Origin of the sequence: Campylobacter concisus (genome assembly GCF_003048615.2) — a bacterium.
Taxonomy (GTDB): Bacteria; Campylobacterota; Campylobacteria; order Campylobacterales; family Campylobacteraceae; genus Campylobacter_A; species Campylobacter_A concisus_C.
Window position 1 is genome coordinate 542,256 of the sequence record NZ_CP049263.1, and the last position, 18,682, is coordinate 560,937.

At 40.2% G+C, this 18,682-nt stretch carries 14 protein-coding genes and 1 pseudogene; 13 read left to right on the forward strand and 2 right to left on the reverse strand.

Features of this window, described 5'->3' with window-relative positions; translation table 11 throughout:
* The first annotated feature begins 9 nt into the window (after positions 1-9).
* From tyrS to CVS89_RS02870, 13 genes are all read left to right on the forward strand, one after another.
* Positions 10-1,218, forward strand: coding sequence for a tyrosine--tRNA ligase (gene tyrS / locus CVS89_RS02810; RefSeq protein ID WP_107848344.1), 1,209 nt, complete (start codon positions 10-12; stop codon positions 1,216-1,218).
* Positions 1,219-2,310, forward strand: coding sequence for a nitronate monooxygenase (locus CVS89_RS02815; protein WP_004317256.1), 1,092 nt, complete (start codon positions 1,219-1,221; stop codon positions 2,308-2,310). It abuts the gene before it with no gap.
* Complete coding sequence (locus tag CVS89_RS02820; RefSeq protein WP_107848345.1) at positions 2,307-3,752, forward strand: N-acetylmuramoyl-L-alanine amidase family protein; 1,446 nt, start codon at positions 2,307-2,309, stop codon at positions 3,750-3,752. Before CVS89_RS02815 ends, CVS89_RS02820 begins: the two co-directional genes overlap by 4 nt.
* Positions 3,749-5,614, forward strand: a complete 1,866-nt coding sequence (gene mnmC, locus CVS89_RS02825) for a bifunctional tRNA (5-methylaminomethyl-2-thiouridine)(34)-methyltransferase MnmD/FAD-dependent 5-carboxymethylaminomethyl-2-thiouridine(34) oxidoreductase MnmC (RefSeq protein ID WP_107848346.1) — start codon at positions 3,749-3,751, stop codon at positions 5,612-5,614. The genes CVS89_RS02820 and mnmC overlap by 4 nt, the downstream gene beginning before the upstream one ends.
* Before the next feature lie 75 nt (positions 5,615-5,689).
* A complete protein-coding gene (locus CVS89_RS02830) occupies positions 5,690-6,334 on the forward strand; it encodes a cupin domain-containing protein (RefSeq protein WP_103611098.1) in 645 nt (214 codons plus the stop codon).
* Positions 6,335-6,444: 110 nt separating this feature from the next.
* Complete coding sequence (locus tag CVS89_RS02835; protein WP_107848347.1) at positions 6,445-7,605, forward strand: multidrug effflux MFS transporter; 1,161 nt, start codon at positions 6,445-6,447, stop codon at positions 7,603-7,605.
* Positions 7,598-8,236, forward strand: a complete 639-nt coding sequence (locus CVS89_RS02840; protein WP_107848348.1) for a uroporphyrinogen-III synthase — start codon at positions 7,598-7,600, stop codon at positions 8,234-8,236. Before CVS89_RS02835 ends, CVS89_RS02840 begins: the two co-directional genes overlap by 8 nt.
* A gap of 232 nt (positions 8,237-8,468) precedes the next feature.
* The gene (purD, locus tag CVS89_RS02845; protein ID WP_107848349.1) at positions 8,469-9,713 is read left to right on the forward strand and encodes a phosphoribosylamine--glycine ligase; all 1,245 of its coding nucleotides are present in this window, start codon (positions 8,469-8,471) and stop codon (positions 9,711-9,713) included.
* Positions 9,710-10,159 (forward strand): RDD family protein, encoded by a 450-nt coding sequence (locus CVS89_RS02850; RefSeq protein WP_002941696.1) that lies wholly within the window; start codon positions 9,710-9,712, stop codon positions 10,157-10,159. The genes purD and CVS89_RS02850 overlap by 4 nt, the downstream gene beginning before the upstream one ends.
* Positions 10,152-12,314 carry an LPS-assembly protein LptD gene (locus CVS89_RS02855; protein ID WP_107848350.1) on the forward strand — a complete coding sequence of 721 codons (2,163 nt, stop codon included), beginning with the start codon at positions 10,152-10,154 and terminating at the stop codon, positions 12,312-12,314. The genes CVS89_RS02850 and CVS89_RS02855 overlap by 8 nt, the downstream gene beginning before the upstream one ends.
* 12 nt (positions 12,315-12,326) lie before the next feature.
* Positions 12,327-13,025 carry a sodium:proton antiporter gene (locus CVS89_RS02860; protein ID WP_002941705.1) on the forward strand — a complete coding sequence of 233 codons (699 nt, stop codon included), beginning with the start codon at positions 12,327-12,329 and terminating at the stop codon, positions 13,023-13,025.
* Positions 13,015-15,213: a polyribonucleotide nucleotidyltransferase gene (locus CVS89_RS02865; protein WP_107848351.1), complete on the forward strand. Its 2,199-nt coding sequence runs from the start codon at positions 13,015-13,017 to the stop codon at positions 15,211-15,213. The genes CVS89_RS02860 and CVS89_RS02865 overlap by 11 nt, the downstream gene beginning before the upstream one ends.
* An 18-nt stretch (positions 15,214-15,231) precedes the next feature.
* A complete protein-coding gene (locus CVS89_RS02870; RefSeq protein WP_012140217.1) occupies positions 15,232-16,083 on the forward strand; it encodes a universal stress protein in 852 nt (283 codons plus the stop codon).
* Positions 16,084-16,668: 585 nt separating this feature from the next.
* Here CVS89_RS02870 and CVS89_RS10265 read toward each other — a convergent pair.
* Positions 16,669-17,802, reverse strand: coding sequence for a methyl-accepting chemotaxis protein (locus CVS89_RS10265; RefSeq protein ID WP_430393990.1), 1,134 nt, complete (start codon positions 17,800-17,802; stop codon positions 16,669-16,671).
* A gap of 99 nt (positions 17,803-17,901) precedes the next feature.
* Positions 17,902-18,633, reverse strand: a pseudogene (locus CVS89_RS10270) (PDC sensor domain-containing protein); the annotation flags it as partial.
* Between the last annotated feature and the right edge of the window lie 49 nt (positions 18,634-18,682).

Sequence of the window (18,682 nt, forward strand, 5' to 3'; positions counted from 1 at the left end):
GAGAGAAAAATGGTTCAAGATATAGATGATATTTTACAAGAGATAAACCGCGGCGTTGCCGAGATGATCGATGCTGAGAGAGTTGAAAATTTAGTTAAAAATTATTATGAAAAAGGTGAAAATTTCTACGTAAAAGCAGGCTTTGACCCAACAGCTCCAGACCTTCACCTAGGTCACACAGTCGTTTTAAACAAGATGGCTTTGCTTCAAAAACACGGCGCTATCGTGCAGTTTTTAATAGGCGATTTTACCGCTCAAATAGGCGATCCAACAGGCAAGTCAGCCACTAGAAAAAAGCTAGATCAAGAGACCGTTTTAAAAAATGCTAAAACCTACGAAGAGCAAGTTTTTAAAATTTTAGATCCTAAAAAAACTGTGATAATGTTTAACTCAAAATGGTCAAATGAGCTTGGCGCTGCTGGCATAATCGAGCTAACTAGCACATTTTCAGTAGCTAGAATGCTAGAGCGAGATGACTTTGAAAAGAGGATAAAAGTGGGCAATCCTATATCAATCTCTGAGTTTATGTATCCGCTTCTTCAAGGATATGATAGCGTTGCTATGAAGTGCGACATCGAGATGGGTGGCACAGATCAGAAATTTAACCTTCTAATGGGCAGAACTTTGCAGCGAACATATAATATCGGCAAAGAGCAAGCTGTCATCATGATGCCACTTCTTGAGGGGCTTGATGGCGTAAATAAGATGAGTAAGAGCCTTGGCAACTACATAGGCGTAACTGAAAATGCAAATGATATGTTTGCAAAAACGCTTAGCATAAGTGACGAGCTTATGTGGCGCTGGTACGAGCTACTAAGCACAAAAACACTTGGCGAGATAGAAGAGCTGATGAATGACGTAAATAGTGGCAAATATCATCCAAAAAAGGCAAAAGAGGATCTTGCATACGAGATAACAGCGAGGTATCACGGTGAGGAGGCTGCTAAGGCTGCTATGGCTGAATTTAACAGCGTGCACTCTCAAAATCAGCTCCCAACTGATATGAAAGAATTTAGCTTAAAAGCGCCGATTTGGATAGTTGAAGCCTTGTCGCAGTGCGGGCTAAGTGAGTCAAACTCTCAAGCAAGGCGAGATATAAAAGCAAATGCAGTTAGCGTCAATCAAGAAAAAATTAGTGATGAGCAGTTAAAATTAGGAGCAGGCGAGTATATCTTGCAGGTTGGTAAGCGTAAATTTGCGAAGATAAAGGTTGAATAAATGGAGTTAAAGCCGTTAAAAATAGGTAAATACGAGATAAAATACCCGATATTTCAAGGTGGTATGGGGCTTGGCATCAGCTGGGACAAACTAGCTGGCAATGTGAGCTTAGAAGGCGGTCTTGGCATAATTAGCTCAGTTGGCACAGGCTACTATGAAAACCGCAAATTTATAGATAAAGAGCTAAATGCAAAGCCTTTTGGAAGCGAAAATTTCTACTCCACAAGAGGCCTTCGAGCAGTCATAGAAAATGCACGTAAAATTTGTGGCGACTTGCCACTTGGCGTAAATATAATGTATGCTGCAAACGACTACGCAAGGGTAGTAAAAGATGCTTGCGAGGCTGGCATAAATATCATAGTCTCAGGCGCAGGCTTGCCTACAAATTTACCTGAATTTACACAAAATTTTAAAGAGATCGCATTAGTGCCGATCGTCTCAAGCGCAAAAGCACTAAAGATCATCTGTAAGCGCTGGCTTCAAAGATATGAGCGCTTGCCAGATGCTGTTGTGCTTGAAGGACCGCTAAGTGGCGGACATCAGGGCTTTACATACGAGCAGTGCCTTGACCCTGAGTTTTCACTATTTAATCTCATCCCACAGGTAAAAGCTGAGATCAAAGAGTGGGGCGACTTCCCTCTCATCGCAGCTGGTGGAATTTGGGATAAAAATGACATCGAAAAGGCGATATCGCTTGGAGCAAATGGCGTTCAGATGGGCACACGCTTCATCGGCACTCACGAGTGCGACGCTGATATTGGCTTTAAAGAGGTCTTGCTAGCAGCTGAAGAGAAAGACATCGAGCTTATAAAGAGTCCAGTTGGCTATCCAGCTCGCGGGATAAGAACAAATTTGATAAATTTAGTCGATAAAAGAATGGGTCCAAAGATCCAGTGCATAAGCAACTGCGTAAGCCCTTGTCAAAGAGGCAAAGAGGCAAAGCAGGTTGGGTATTGCATCGCAGATAGGCTATTTGACGCATATAGCGGCAAAAAAGAGAGTGGGCTATTTTTCACGGGAGCAAATGGCTACAAACTAAAAGAGCTAATAAGCGTAAAAGAGCTAATGCATAAGCTGGTACATGGTGAATGAAACGGGTTTTAATATCTCTTTTTCTAGCGTTTAGCTTTCTTTTTGCGGCGACAAATTCGGAGACTTTTGCCAAATTTGATAGAAATTTTATGGGCCTAAATAGAAGCGCTAAGATCAAGCTTCACAACGATATAAAAAATATCTATGTCGATGCGATCATCAAAAATGATAAAAACACGAAAAAGCAGGCACTTACTAGGCTAATAACCAGTTCAAAGGCGCTTGGTTTTGATTCAAGCGCATATATAAGAGACCTAAATACGATAAACGGCGTAAAAGGTGCTAGCGCGCCAGCGGTTTCGCCAGCTTTAACGCTACTAAGTGCCACAAAGGTAAATGACACCTTGGTGCTTAAATTTAACACAAAGCTAGATACCGAAAGGCTAAAAACATCGTTTGCCAAACAGCAAAATGCCTACAAAAATATCATGGACATCGATGGCAGGCTAAATGGCAACCCACTAACTTATAAAAATTTCATCTCAGACTACATCCACATCTCTCAGTATGACAAAAACACCGTCAGGATCATCTTTTCTGACAAAGTGCAAAAGACGATAAAAGCAAATGCGACTGGGGATTTGCTAATAATCAGCGCTCAAAATTTCATCTCAAATGAAAACGTAAGAGCACCGCTTCATAAGCTTAAAAATAAAAACGAAAAGCCAGCGCAAAGCGCAGTAGAGCCAAATTTAAAGTCTGAGCCAGCACAAAGTGAGCCAGTAGAAGAGCCTTTGCCTCCAGTTGCGGCGGGTAAGTTTTCACGCAACAAAACGATCGTCATCGACCCAGGGCATGGCGGCACAGACCCTGGTGCTGTAAATGGCAGTTTAAAAGAAAAAACAGCCGTTTTAGGTGTAGCCAAAAAGCTTGGCGAGATACTAAAATCTCGTGGCTACAAGGTCTATTTCACTAGATCAACTGACGTTTTTATAAATTTAAGATCAAGAACAAAATTTGCAAACGACAAGATGGCAGACCTCTTTGTCTCCATCCACGCAAACGCCGCTCCAAACGCTGCTAAAGCAAAGAGCATGCACGGCATCGAAACCTTTTTCTTATCGCCTGCAAGGAGCGAGCGCAGCAAAAACGCAGCCGCACTTGAAAACAAATCAGACATCGAAGAGATGAATTATTTTTCGCAGCAGACATTTTTAAACGTGTTAAACCGCGAGAAGATCATCGCCTCAAACAAGCTTGGTATCGACATCCAAAAAGAAATTTTAGCAAGCGCTAGAAAGGTCTATGCAGCCAGCGACGGCAGCGTGCGAGAAGCGCCATTTTGGGTGCTCGTTGGCGCTCTTATGCCAGCGGTTCTTGTCGAGATCGGCTACATCACACATCCAGTAGAAGGCGAAAAACTCTTTGACGATGCTTATCAAAAAGCCCTTGCAAATGGCATCGCAAATGGCATAGATGGATATTTCGCAAAAAATAGATGAAAAATGCAAATTTGAGCTTTAAAGGGCAAATTCCATTTAACGAAGAGTTTGGCGATATCTACTTTAACACCGAAAAACCCTGGCTTGAGAGCGAATTTGTCTTTGCAAGCGCACTTGATGAAATTTGGCAGAGCAAAGATAGCTTTATAGTCGCCGAGACTGGCTTTGGCGCTGGGCTAAATTTCTTCACACTTTGTAAGAAATTTAAAGCTAGCTCCAAAAAACTTCACTTCGTTAGCATCGAAAAAAGCCCTATCAAAAAAGAATATCTTTTAAAAATTTATGAAAATTTAGGCCTTTTTAAAGCCTATGCTAAAAAGCTAGTTTTGCTCTATCCGCCGCTGATTTCTGGCATACATCGCATAAATTTTGCGCCAAATATCACTCTTGATCTTTGCTACGGTGAGGCAGATCAAATTTTGTCTGAGCTTGATTTTAGTGCTGATATCTGGTTTTTAGACGGCTTTGCCCCAAGTAAAAATGGCTCGATCTGGAGCGAAGATGTCTTTAAACAAATCGCAAGGCTAAGCAGGATTGGCACCATAGTTAGAACCTACTCGTGCGCAAAAATGGTAAAAGATGGGCTAAAAAATGCTGGCTTTTTACTGAGCCTAAAAGAGGGCTACGCTAGAAAACGCCAGATGAGTAGCGCCGTACTAGAAAAAAAGGATGAAAATTTAAAGGATGCTTGGTTTGCCAGGTGCGAGCCAGTCGCCAGCGTAAAAGGCAAAACAGCGCTTGTTATAGGAGCAGGCGTGGCTGGGCTTGCCACAGCTGGTGAGCTAGCTAAAAATGGCTTTAAAGTGGTGATCGCCGAGGCAAAGAGCGAGGTCGCGACAAATGGCTCAGGCAACCACTGCGGCGCCTTGATGCCATTAGTTACGAAGCCTGGGGTAAATTTAGGCCGCATGCACATAAATGCGTTTTTGCAAGCAGTGAGATTTTACAAGGCAAATTTGCCAAAAAGCCTCATTAAATTTAATGGCTGCATCGACTATGCGTTTGATGATGAGCTTGTTAAAAGATACGCATCGTGGCAGGATCAAAATGCGGAGGATGTTTTTAAATTTGATGAGAGCTTAAAGCCATATCCTGGGATATTTATAAAAGATGCGGCTTATGCTAGACCAAGAGAAATTTGTAAATTTCTATCAAGCAACTTTGAAGTTTTATTTAACCACGAGTATGAGAGCAGGACGCATCTGCAAAATGGCAAGATAAGCGTTAAATTTAAAAATAAAAAAAGCTTGGAGGCTGATATCTTAGTCTTTTGTACAGGTAGCAAGAGTAGTGAAATTTTTAAAGACTATGACATGCAAATAAGTAGCGTCAGAGGTCAAGTCACGCACCTAAAACCAGTGCTAAAAAACACTCTGCCACTAAGCGCAAAAGGCTACATCTGCCCAGCTGTAAAAGGCGTGCAAGTCATCGGCGCAACCTACGCTAGAAATGAAATTTGCGACACGCCTAAAGATGAGGATAATGCTAAAAATTTAAGCGACGTGAGCGAGTTTTTTGATACGTCAAAAGCTATCATCATCGGCTCACGTGTGGGATATAGAAGTTATAGCGGAGATAGGTTTCCGATAATTGGCGCTTTGCACGATGAGGAGTTTTACAAGCAAAATTATAAGGGGCTATTTTGGAGTAAAAATAAAGATAGTAACCCAAAAGCAAGCTACGAAAAAAATCTCTTTGTAAATTTCGCTCATGGCTCACGTGGCCTTGGTACGGCGATACTTGGAGCAAATTTGATAACAGATCTTGTGCTTGCTCGCCCACTTTGCATAGAAAGATCGCTATTTTACGAGCTTCATCCTGCTAGATTTTTGATAAGAAAGCTAAAAAAAGGACTAAAATAGTCAAATTCCTTAACATAAGTTAAGAACTATTATCAAAACTTGCATTATAATCCTTCACAAAAAAAAGGATAGAAAATGAGTCAAATTTACAATCTCAACAAAGACACAAAGATAGTTGAAAAAAGCGTCGTTAGTAAAAGGCTCTTTCAAAACAAAAACGCAAGTGTCGATATATACGCATTTGACGAGGGCGAGGAGCTTGATCACGAGATGCTTTTTATAGACAGCCTTGCCTTCGTCATTGATGGCGAAGCGCAGCTTGAGTATGGCGAAAAGCAGATGAAGCTTGGACGCGATGAGGCCTGCCTTATCGAGGCAAAAACCTGGCGAAAGCTCAAATTTACAAAGAAAACAAAATATTTACTAATAGATTTTAAGGAGAATGTTATGATAGATCATTTAGACAAAGCGAGTGTCTTTAGTCTCGCAGATGCCGTTAGCTACGAGAGTGGCAAGATAGTTAGCAAAACGCTTGTCAAAAACGAAAATGGCTCAATGTCACTACTTAGTTTTGACAAAGACCAAGAGCTCTCAACCCACGCTGCCCCTGGCGATGCGCTACTTATCGCGCTTGATGGTGAGCTTGATTTAAAGATAGCTGATGAGAGCTTTCATCTAGTAAAGGGCGATAGTATCGTGCTTCCAGGCAAGATCCCACACGGCCTAAAAGTGAAAGACAAATTCAAAATGCTTCTAATCGTCACAAAAGACAAAATGTAAAATAAGCCCTATTTTAGGGCTTTTCTCTTTTATAAATCACATTAAATTTACCCTTAATAACCCAAAAAGCAAAGTCATAATATAATCCCTTTAAAATTTAAAGAAGAGCTATGAAAAAAGAAAATTCCAAACTATTTTTACTACTATTTTTGGGTGCGCTTTCAGCATTTGGCCCATTTGTCACAGACCTTTACCTGCCAGCACTGCCAGCCATAACTGAGTGGTTTGGCACAAGCGTTTCAGCAACCCAGCTAACCCTTACGACCTCGATGGCAGGACTTGCGATAGGACAGCTAATAGTTGGCCCAATCAGCGATAAATTTGGCCGAAAAACGCCACTTACCATCTCGCTCATCATCTACACGATAAGCACGATTTTTATATTTTTTGCGCAAAATATCCAGTTTTTTATCTTTATGCGCATCATCCAAGGGCTTGCAAGTGCGGGCAGTCTGGTTATCTCAAGAGCCGTTGTAAGCGACCTTTACAAGGGTCATGAGATGACTAAATTTTTTAGTCTTATGATGGTTGTAAATGGTCTTGCTCCGATATTTTCGCCCATAGGCGGCAGCTTACTGCTTAAATTTACCGACTGGCGTGGCATCTTTATGGCGCTAACGATCATCGGCATTTTGCTATTTATCGCAAATTTTTACTTCAAAGAGAGCCTAAGCCCTGCTAACCGCCTAAAAGTGCCTTTGCTAGAGACTTACAGCGTCTTTGGCAAAATTTTAAGAAAAAAGAAATTTATGCTCTTTATCGCGATCCAGACATTTACGATGGCTGCGATGTTTGCCTATATCGCGGCATCTTCTTTTATCTTGCAAGAGTTTTACCTGCTAAGCCCAGTAAGCTACAGCTTTTGCTTTGGGGCAAATGGCCTAGCCATCGTCATAGGAGCTAGGCTTGCAAGCTTGCTAAACGAGAGAAAAGCACTAAAAACTGGGCTTTTTGGTACCTTGTTTGCTAGTATTTTTATAGCGTTTGTGCTTTGCTTTAAATTTGAAGTGATCGGCGTTATCATCGCATTTTTCTTGCTTTTACTCTTTACTGGCTTTATCTTACCAACGGCCTCATCACTTGCGATGAATGAGGGCAGAGAGTACGCTGGCTCGGCCTCAGCGGTGCTTGGATTTTGCCCATTTTTCTTAGGCGGCATCATCTCGCCACTGGTTGGTCTTGGCGACATTTTTTACTCTACGTCAATAGCTATTTTAGCTTGCAGCGTGCTTGCTTTTATCTCATTTTTAGGGCTAAAAAGAGTTGCGTAAAATTTATCTTGTCTCAAACACAAAAACGGCTGATGAGAGCGTTGTAAATTTAAGTGTTAGTAGGATTGAGTTTTTGAAATTTGAGATAAATTTAAGCGAATTTGACGCGCTTGTGGCAACCTCCAAAAATGCCTTTAAGGCTTTAAAATTTAATAGCATTTTGCCTATAAATTTACCAGTTTTTGCTATCGCAAATAGTTGCGCAGCGGCGGCAAGAGAGTTTGGTTTTAGTGAAATTTACACTGGACAAAATGCTCATGGAGATGACTTTGCAAGAGAAATTTTGCCACTTTTAAAAGGCAAAAAGGTGCTTTATCTAAAGGGCAAAGATAGCGCTTCAAATTTCTTAGAAATTTTGCAAGATGGCGGCGTAAATATAAAGGCGGTCATCGCTTATGAAAATGTCTTAAACCCTTGCAAAATGGAGCTAAAACCACCAAAAAATAGCATTTTGATCTTCGCATCTCCGATAAATGTTAGAAATTTTCTTACTAATTTTGGCTGGGACGAGAGCTATCAGACGATAAGCATCGGAAAGGTGACTGCAAAAGAGCTAAAATTTAGCACGCCAATAGTGAGCCAAAATCAAGATATAAACGCTTGTATCGCACTTGCCAAAACGTTACTTTAAGCAAAGAATTTATATAATTTTATTGCCTGAGTGAAGCGAGTCAGCATTTTACGGGGTCCAACACTTTTTTGTTAGCGAAAAGGTATGGGTGCCTTGCGATGTGGCTTCGTTTGAGCCTTAAACAGCGAGAAGTTGCAACCTTTTGGTATCCATCTATTTGCAAGATTGGCTTTGTTTATGGGCCACTCTTCTATGCGACGCCCACTTGGGTTTTTAAATTTACGGAGATAATATGAACATTCTCATAATAGGAAGTGGCGGCCGCGAATACGCCATTGCTCTAAAACTAAAAAGCGAAAAAAATATAAATTTATACTTTGCGCCTGGAAATGGTGCGACCTCACGCCTTGGTGAGAATTTAAATATAAAAGACTTTTATGAGCTAGCAAATTTTGCCAAAAAAAATAGTATCGAGCTAACTATCGTGGGACCTGAAGCACCTCTTAGTGAAGGCGTGGTAGATATCTTTAAAAAAGAGGGTTTGCTCATCTTTGGACCAAGCAAAGCAGCTGCTAGACTTGAGGCTAGCAAGGCCTATATGAAGGACTTTTTAGCTAGAAATAATATAAAAACTGCAAAATATTTAAACACAGACGACAAAGAAAAAGCATTTAAATTTATTGATACTCTAAGCGCTCCGATGGTTGTAAAGGCTGATGGACTTTGCGCTGGCAAAGGCGTGATCATCGCAAATTCCAAAGAAGAAGCCAAAGAGGCAGTTAGTGACATGCTAAGTGGGGCTAGCTTTGGTGATGCTGGTAAATTTGTGGTGGTTGAAGAGTTTTTGGATGGCTTTGAGCTTAGCTTTTTTGCCATTTGTGACGGTGAAAATTTTGTAAGCTTGCCAGTTGCGCAAGACCACAAACGCCTACTCGATAACGACGAGGGTCCAAATACTGGTGGCATGGGCGCTTACGCTCCAAGTCCGCTTGCTTCAAAAGAGCTGATAAAAAGGGTCGAAGAAGAGGTGGTAAAACCTACGCTAAAAGGGATGAAAAACGAGGGCAGTCCGTTTTGTGGAGTGCTTTTTGTGGGGCTGATGATCGTGAAAAATGAGCCTTATGTGCTTGAGTTTAACGTGAGATTTGGCGATCCTGAGTGCGAGGTCTTGATGCCATTAATAGATGGAAATTTGAGTGAAATTTTACTAAATGCTGCAAAAGGTGAGCTAAAGCCTATCAGCTTAAAAGATGAATTTGCTGTTGGCGTCGTGATGTCTAGCAAAAATTATCCTTATAAAAGTAGCCCAAAGGCTAAAATTTCAGTTTTAAATGATGTAAAAGATGCCCATATAGCTTACGCAGGCGTGAGCAAAGATGGTGATGAAATTTACGCAGATGGCGGCAGAGTGCTAGTCTGCGTGGCGACTGCAAAGAGCATAAAAGAGGCACGTGATAAGGCCTATGAGCTTTGCGAAAATGTCAAATTTGACGGAGCGCACTTTAGAAAAGATATCGCGTGGCAGGCTTTAAAATGAGCATGCAGATAGAAGAGAAGCTTCAAAACGAAGAAATTTCACTTGCCCCTTTTGCTAAGAGGATCATGGCGTTTTCTATCGATGAGATCATAGTTTCGTTTCTTTTTATGATCATCTATTGGGAGCCTCTTTCTACTAGCACTAACTATGATGACGCTAGAAATTTAGTATTAAATTTATTTTGGCAAGTGGTCGCTTTAAAAGTCATCTATCACACATTTTTCGTTTGGTATTATGGCGCAAGCCTCGGGCAGATGATAACAAAGACGATGTGTATAAATGTAGAAATTTTAGATAAGCCAAATTTAACTCAAAGTCTTGTTAGGGCGATATTTAGGATAGTTAGTGAAGCTTGTTTTTATCTTGGCTTTGCTTGGGCACTTTCAAACCCTGCAAGGCAGACGTGGCAAGACAAAATAGCAAAAACAGTGGTGATAAATGCGTAAAATTTTATTTTTAATTCCGGTTTGTGTTTTTAGTTTAAGTGCAGCAGTGCAAGATGTGCAGCTATTAGCTGATGATGTGAAGCAAGATAAGGGCATCGTAACGGCAAACAAAAACGTCGTTGTATATTCGCAAGAGTATCTTGTGACGGCTGATTGCGCTGTTTATGATCAAAACAACTCCGTCATTGAGCTCTTTGGCAATGTCAATATGATGAAGGGCAAAGATGAGGTCTCTCGCTCAAACTACGCTAAGCTAAATTTAAAAAACAACAACGCTGCTTTTGAGTCACTTTTTATGATGAACAAAGACATGGAAGTGTGGATGAGAAGCGATGAGAGCAGCTCTGATAGTGAGTACTACAGAGTAAGAAAGGCGATGGTTTCAAGCTGCAACGTCCAAGATCCTGACTGGAGCATCACCTCAAGCTCAGCCATGCTAAACAAACAGAGCAAATTTTTGCACCTTTTTAACCCAGTCTTTCGCATAGCAAACGTGCCAGTCTTTTACTTGCCATACTTTGGCTTTTCAACTGATACTACAAGAAGGACAGGCCTTTTGCCGCCAGAGCTAGGATACGGCAAGTCAGAGGGCTTTTACTACAAGCAGCCAGTATATTTTGCACCTTATAATGAGTGGGATCTGGAGTTTGATCCGCAGATAAGAACAAACAGGGGCGCTGGAATTTACGGTGCTTTTAGATTTACTGATTCGCCTGATTCAAGAGGTGAGATCAGCTTTGGTTCATTTACTGATAAAAACAGCTACCGAGCCAAGCAAAAAAGCGAGACTTCAAACAGAGCTGAGCTAAAAAATAAAACTCACAAAGGTGTCGGGCTAAAATATGAAAGAGATAAACTCATAAAATACCTTAGCGAGGCCGATCTGCAAGAGGGCATGTGGATAGATGCAACCAAGCTAAATGACATAGACTATCTAAATTTAAAGGGCAGAGATGATGACTATGACTCGCTTGTCACCTCTAAATTTAACTACTTCATAGCAAATGACGATCACTACTTTGGCGCCTATGCGAAATACTACATAGATACCGAAAAGATCGGCTCAAAGAATGAAAACAAAGATACGCTTCAAGAGCTTCCATCGCTTCAGTATCATAAATTTACAGACGATATAGTCTTGCCAAATATCTTATATTCAATCGATCTTCAATCACACAGATATGATAGAAAGATAGGCGTTAGAGCAACCCAGTATGAATTTACGCTGCCAGCTTCAGTGCATGTGCCACTGTTTGATGATAGTTTAACGTTTTCATTTTACGAGTACCTTTACGCTTCAAGGATAAACTACGAAAACAAGATAAATTCATTTGATGACAAAAGAGAAGACAAACACGCAAATTTTGTAAATAACTACCATAAATTTGCCCTTCACACAGACCTTGCAAAGGCGTATGAGAGCTTTTATCACACTTTAAATTTTGGTGCTGAGTACTTGCTGCCAGGCTATAGAAAAGGAAATTTAGACGATGAGTTTATCTACGATAAAGATCTAAATGAGTATGAAAATTTCTTAGCTCAAGATCAGAGCAAAGAGGAAGTTTCTGGATATTTGACGCAGTATTTCTTTAACGGCAGTGGCAGAAAGGTCGTCAAACACAGCATCTCACAAGGTTACTACACAAAAGATGATGAGTATTCAAATTTAAAAAATGCCATCTACCTATATCCGTTTGAGAATTTTAGCCTTTATAATAAGCTAGAGTACTCACACAAAGATAGAGAGCTTAAAAAGGTGCAAAACGGACTTTACTATACGCATGATCTATTTTGGATAAATATGCTCCATACGATGAAAAAGAGCGATAGCCTTGCTAAAAACAGCGCAACAAAAGATAGCTACTTTACAAGCAGCGCTGGCGTGAAGCTCCCTCATCAATATAGCCTAATTGGCGGCTGGCAATACGACGTTGAGAGAAGCTACACAAAAAGCTGGAGAGTTGGCGTGCTTCATCAAAGAAAGTGCTGGAACTACGGGCTAATTTATCAACACGATGTTGAGCCGACAACAACGACAAATGGCTCAGCCTCAACTAAGAAAAGTGGCATCTACTTTACTATAAATTTCTATCCGATGGGCGGCTTGCACTATGACTTTTCACAAAGCAGCACCACTTCATCAAGTAGCAAATAAGATGGCTAGATAATGGCAAGCGTTAAATTTAAAGATCAACTAGATGCAGCTAACAAGCTCATCGAGATATTGCCAAAAAAAGAGCTAAATGACGCTAAGACAATAGTTCTTTGCATGTCGCTTGAGTCAGTTATCCTGACTGATGTGGTCTGCAGGGGGCTAAATTTGAGCTACGAGATGCTCTTTAGCGAGCCAATCCCTGCGCCAAACAACAGCGAATGCGACGTAGCGATAGTTAGTGAAACTGAGGATATCGTGCTAAACGATCCTCTCATAAAAGCTTTTAACATAAGCTATGACTACATCTACGGCGAAGCGCATAGAAAATATGAAGAGAAAATTTTAAAAAATGTCTATAAATACAGAAAAGGAAATTTGATAGGAGAGCTAAAGGGCAAGAATATTTTACTGATCGATGAGGGGTGTGAGACTGGCATGACGGCACTCATTTGCATAAAGACGCTGCTTGATGTGAAGGTAAAATCCATCTCATACGCAACGCCGATGATAGCCACTGATGTCTTTGCAAATTTAAATGATATGGTCGATGAAATTTACACGATAAATAAGATCGTTGATTTTATCGATGTGGATTCGTATTACGAGAAAAAGATCGAGGCTACGAGCGAGCGCATCATGTCGATATTAGAAGAGAGCCCTCACTATTTACCGTTACAAAAACAACAAGGAGATAAAAATAATGCAATATAGTATAGAAGTCAATAATCAGGTCGAAATTTTTGACCTTAATAAAGTAGCTAAACAAGCTAGTGGGGCAGTGCTTTTAAGGGTGAAAAACACCGTAGTTTTAGCAACTGTGGCAAGAGAAGATGTACAAGTTGAAGAGGACTTTTTGCCTCTAACGGTGCAATACATCGAAAAAGCTTACGCAGCTGGCAAAATCCCAGGTGGTTACGTCAAGCGCGAGACCAAGCCAGGCGACTTTGAGACGCTAACAGCTCGCATCATAGATAGATCGCTTCGCCCGCTTTTCCCAAAAGGCTACGCATACCCAACACAGATCGTTGTCATGGTGCTTTCAGCTGATCCTGAGGTTGATTTGCAAGTTGTGAGCCTAAATGCGGCTTCAGTTGCACTTTACCTTAGCGACATCCCTGTAAATCGCCCAGTTTGTGGTGTAAGAGTTGGCTATATAGATGATAAATTTGTTATTAACCCAAGCAACTCTGAGCTAAAACAAAGCGCGATCGATCTTTATGTTGCTGGCACAAAAGATGAGCTTTTGATGATCGAGATGAGAAGCTTGCCTCAGCAAACTACGCAACTCATACCGATGGTAGCGATCGAGCCAATGATAGATCCTAGCCTAAGCGATAGCATGGCGCAAAAGCAAGTGATGAATGAATTTAGTGAAGATAAGATGGTTGAGGCGATCGACTTTGCTGGCAAGGCTATACTAAGAGCTAGCAGCGCTTATGAAGAGGCGTTTAAAGAGCATAAAAAAGAGGACGCTGCACTTGAGCTAAAACCAGAGATAGAAAACGAAAATATCGCTATTTACATCGATAAATTTTATAAAGCAGAGGTTAAAAACGCGATCAATCAAATGGCAAAGAGCGAGCGTGCAAGCGAGCTTGGCAAGATCGCTAAACAAATTTCAAGCGATGAGGTAGCTCAAAAAGAGGGCTGGGACGAGGCTGTTATCTCAAATGTCCTTGGTAAATATAAAAAGAAAATAGTAAGAGAGCAGATCATAAACGAGGGCGTTAGAGCCGATGGACGTGGGCTTGAAGAGGTTAGACCTATTAGCATCGAGACAAATGTCCTTCCAAACGCTCACGGCTCATGCCTCTTTACAAGAGGGCAAACTCAGGCGCTAGTTGTCGCCACTCTTGGCACAGATAGCGACGCTCAGATGTATGACATCCTAACTGAAAAAGCTCCTTTGATTGAGAAATTTATGTTTAACTACAACTTCCCAGGCTTTAGCGTCGGCGAAGCAAGCCCACTTAAAGCTCCTGGCAGACGTGAGCTTGGACATGGAAATTTGGCTAAGCGTGCCCTTGCACCAAGCATTGATCTAGCTTCTCCATATACGATAAGAGTTGTTTCGGAAATTTTAGAGAGCAACGGCTCAAGCTCGATGGCTAGCGTTTGCGGTGGTTCGCTCGCACTTAGAGCAGCTGGGGTCAATACCCAAAAACTAGTTGCAGGTGTTGCGATGGGTCTTATATTTGAAGGCGATAAACACGCTGTTTTAACCGATATCATGGGTCTTGAGGATCACGACGGCGATATGGACTTTAAAGTTGCTGGTACGAGCGATGGTATCACAGCGCTTCAGATGGACATCAAGCTTGGAGGCATCAGCTTAGAGGTGCTAAAAGAGGCGCTTTATCAAGCAAAACGCGGCAGAGAGCACATCCTTGCTCTAATGACACAGGCTGATAAAAATATAGAGATAAACGAGGATGTATTGCCAAAACTTGAACTATTTAACGTCGATCCAAGCAAGATCGTAGATATCATCGGTCAAGCTGGCAAGACCATAAAAGAGATCATCGAGAAATTTGAAGTTTCGATCGACCTTGATAGAGAAAAAGGCGAGGTCAAAATCGCAGGTGGCGCTAAGAAAAACGTCGATGCAGCAAAAGACTACATCATCTCTATCACTTCAAAAGAGAACTCTCGCTCGTTTGGCAAAAAGCCGTTTAAACACGACAAAGAGCGTGTAAAACCGACATTTAATATCGGAGATGAGTTTGTTGGAAGCGTAAAAAGCGTGGTTGATTTTGGAGTATTTATCGAGCTAAAAGACGGTATTGATGGTCTGCTTCATATCTCAAAGATAAAGAGCCCATTAAACGTAGGCGATCAGGTAAAAGTGTGTGTGAGCGAGCAAAAAGGAAACAAAATTTCGCTCTCTTTGGTTGAATAAATTTTTAAAGGATAGATGATGAAATACAAAAAGTTGCTTTTTCCAATAGGAGCAGGGGACGATATCGAGCCAAGAATTTACGGTGCTTTAAAGGTTGCACAATGGTTTAAAGCTCACATGGAGATCCTCACTTGCCAACTAGATCCAAGCGTGGTTTATAATATGAAAATGACGCTTCGTGGTGGAGTGCTTTTTGAGGAATTTTTAAAATCAGCCAAGTCTGAGCTTGCGGTTGAACACGAAGAGAACGAAAAGCTTTTTAATAAAATTTGCGCCGAGCTTGGCATAAAGGTGAGCGATGAGGTCATAGAAGATGTCTGCACTGCAAATTTCACGATTCACAATGGAAAAAGAAGCGCCATAGTCGAGCAAGAGAGTAAATTTTGCGATCTAGTCGTAGCTGCAGTGCCACTTGATGGCAAGATCACTGGCACATTTGAGTCAGCTGTTTTAAAAAGTGGCAAAAATGCGATCGTTATCCCTAGAAAGATGCGTGAATTTAGGGCTGACAATATCCTTGTAAGCTGGACAGGAACTACTCAAAGCTCAAGAGCCCTAACTGGCGCGATCGATCTTTTAAAGAGCGCTAAAAAGGTTCAGTGCATCACTTCAAAAGCAAGCCTTGGCGATAACGCCGAGCTAAATCTTAAAAAACTTGAAGAGTATTTTAAGGTTCATAATATCAGTGCTAGTTTTGAAGTTATAGCAACTACAACGATACCTGGCGAGGCACTTTTAAAAGCTGCAAATGATAGAAATGCAGATCTCATCGTAGCCAGCAGATACGGCGAAAACGGACTAATGGAGATGGTCCTTGGCGGAACATCAAGATTTTTCTTAGAACACACAAATATCCCAGTTTATCTATAATGGATTGCGGCTTAGTCCGCGATCTAATTTTTTTAAATTCATCTTTTCTTTTTACAAATTTTTTAACTTTCACTCACTCGCAAGAATTGACTACTAAAATTTGACTTCGCTTACAGCTTAGCTCAAATTTTAGAGCCGAAATTACTCGTTCATGAAATTTTAAAATTTGCCTGACTTTCTATTACACAAAACGCATGCAGTGCAAAGCACTAAAGCATGCTACCTCTAACGTGCGATGGGTTTGAGGGATCTAAAGGGAGATAAGGGGACGGCTTCGTAATTCAAGTCCCCTTATCTCCCTTTTGGATAAAAGAATTTATAAATTTAAAGTTGAGATTTCAAAAATAGAAATTTACTATCGCACAAATTTTAAAATTCTATTCACTCGCAAGAATTGACTACTAAAATTTGGCTTCGCTTATCGCTTAGCTCAAATTTTAGAGCCGTGATATGCTAGCTCATAAAATTTTAAAATTTACTAGAAGCTTCTTGGGTGTTAAATTTAAAATTTAGAATTTAAAAATATAAAATCCAAACCCAGCCTAAACCAGGTTGAAATTTATAAAGATTTATGAAGCAGTTTGATTAAAATTTATTCTTTCTTACTTCACTTACTATTGTCTTAGCCATGTTATCAACATCGCTTGTTACTTCATTAGCTCTATTAGCAATTACAACATTTTCTTTTGTTAAGTGATCTATTTGAGCAACTGATTGATTTATCATATTGATGCCTTCACTTTGCTCTTTGATTGATTCACTCATCTCATTTATTGATTGAGCTAGGACATTTGTATTTGCTTCTATCTCACCAAGAGATTTTTGAGTACGTTCAGCTAGTTTTCTAACTTCATCAGCCACGACGGCAAATCCTCTGCCGTGTTCTCCTGCACGTGCAGCTTCAATTGCAGCATTAAGAGCTAGAAGGTTTGTTTGATCTGCTATATCTCTAATGATAGTTATAATGTTTTTGATCTCATCACTTTGTCTTATGACATCAGCTGTCTTTTGAGAGATGGCATTCATTGAGCTAGACATTTGCTCAACTGCAGCTGCTGATTCTTGAAGTGAGCTTGCTTGAGTGCTAGCACCTTGTGTAAGCTCTTTCATAGCTGAAGCCAAGGTTGTAGCCTTTTCTTCAAGCATCTTGGCATCATTTAAATTTGAGTTTAGCATAGAGCAAATTACTTCACCCATATTAGATACTCCAAGTATCATAGCCTTTAGATCGGCCTCTAGCTCATCATTTATCTCAACCTTTGCCGTAAAGTCATTTTTAGTATATGAGCTAAGAACGTTTGTTATGCCCTTTAAATTTGCTGAGATAGATGTAAAGAATTTATTTAGTAGCTCTTTTAGCTCATTTAGCGATGGGTTGTTTGGAGTTGAGCCTATCTTTGCTCCAAGGTTGCCTTTGATCATTAAATTTGCTACCTTATTTAGCTCATCTATCATAGTGCTATCTTTTTTGATACCAGCTACGACTTTATCGATGTTTTCATTTATAGCTTTACTCATCTCACCAAATTCATCATTTGATCTTACCTCTAGCTTGCTTGGTGCTTTTGCTTCGTAAGTTACAAATCTAAATAGATCATCAAGCTTAGACTGGATAGTTTTTATAGGGTTAAGAGACTTTTTAAGTAAGAAATAGACAAATGCTGAGAGGATAACGATAAATAGCACTGCTAGGATTAGCTGGATCTTTAGGAGGGGCATAGTCTGACTCGTGAAAGTATCGGCATTTATCGCAGCAACTGCGAGCCAGCCGTCGTCGTTTATAGGTAAAATTTTAGCAGTTACATTTTCGCCTTTTTCGTTTGTATAGGATATGAGACCATTCTCATCAAAATCTTTATTTGCATATTTTTGAGCTAAAAGTTTTGTGGATTTTACAGCTTTGCCAAGTAGATCTAATGTATCATGAACTAAAACTACGCCATCTTTGTTCATAAAATATATATAACCAAACTCAGTCTTTCCCATGTTAAGCAGTTTTTCAGCAATGCTTTGACTATCGACATCTATACCGCTTACACCAACTACTTTACCATTTTTATAAAGTGCAGTGGAGAATGTGATGACTAACCTATTTGTTGTTGCATCTACATAAGGTTCTGAAAAGACTGTTTTGCCACTATCTTTAGCTTCCTTATACCAGTCTCTTGTCCTAGCGTCATAATCATCTTTTTCCTTAGTTAGTATTTCACCGGTGCTTACATATAGTTTAGGCTCGCTTTCTATGCCATAATAGATATCGCCAACGATATCATTGGAGTTTTCTTTTTCTACTTTTAGTTTAGATATAAATTCATTATCGCTATTTAAATTTGTCAAATTTTTAGTAAGCCTCTTTGAAGCATCGCTATAATCAGCAATAAAACTTTGTGCTACTGATTTTGCATCTTTTAAAATTTGATCTTGATTTTGACTAACTAGTTTGATAACTTTGTCTTTTGCATTATTGTAGCTTACAACTGACATAGCTATAAAACAAATGCTAAGAAGAATAATAAGTGTCAAGGCGATCTTATTGGTTATTGATCTCATAATTTCCCTTTAAATTTTTGTATAAATTAATTATTCTCTAAATCGACAT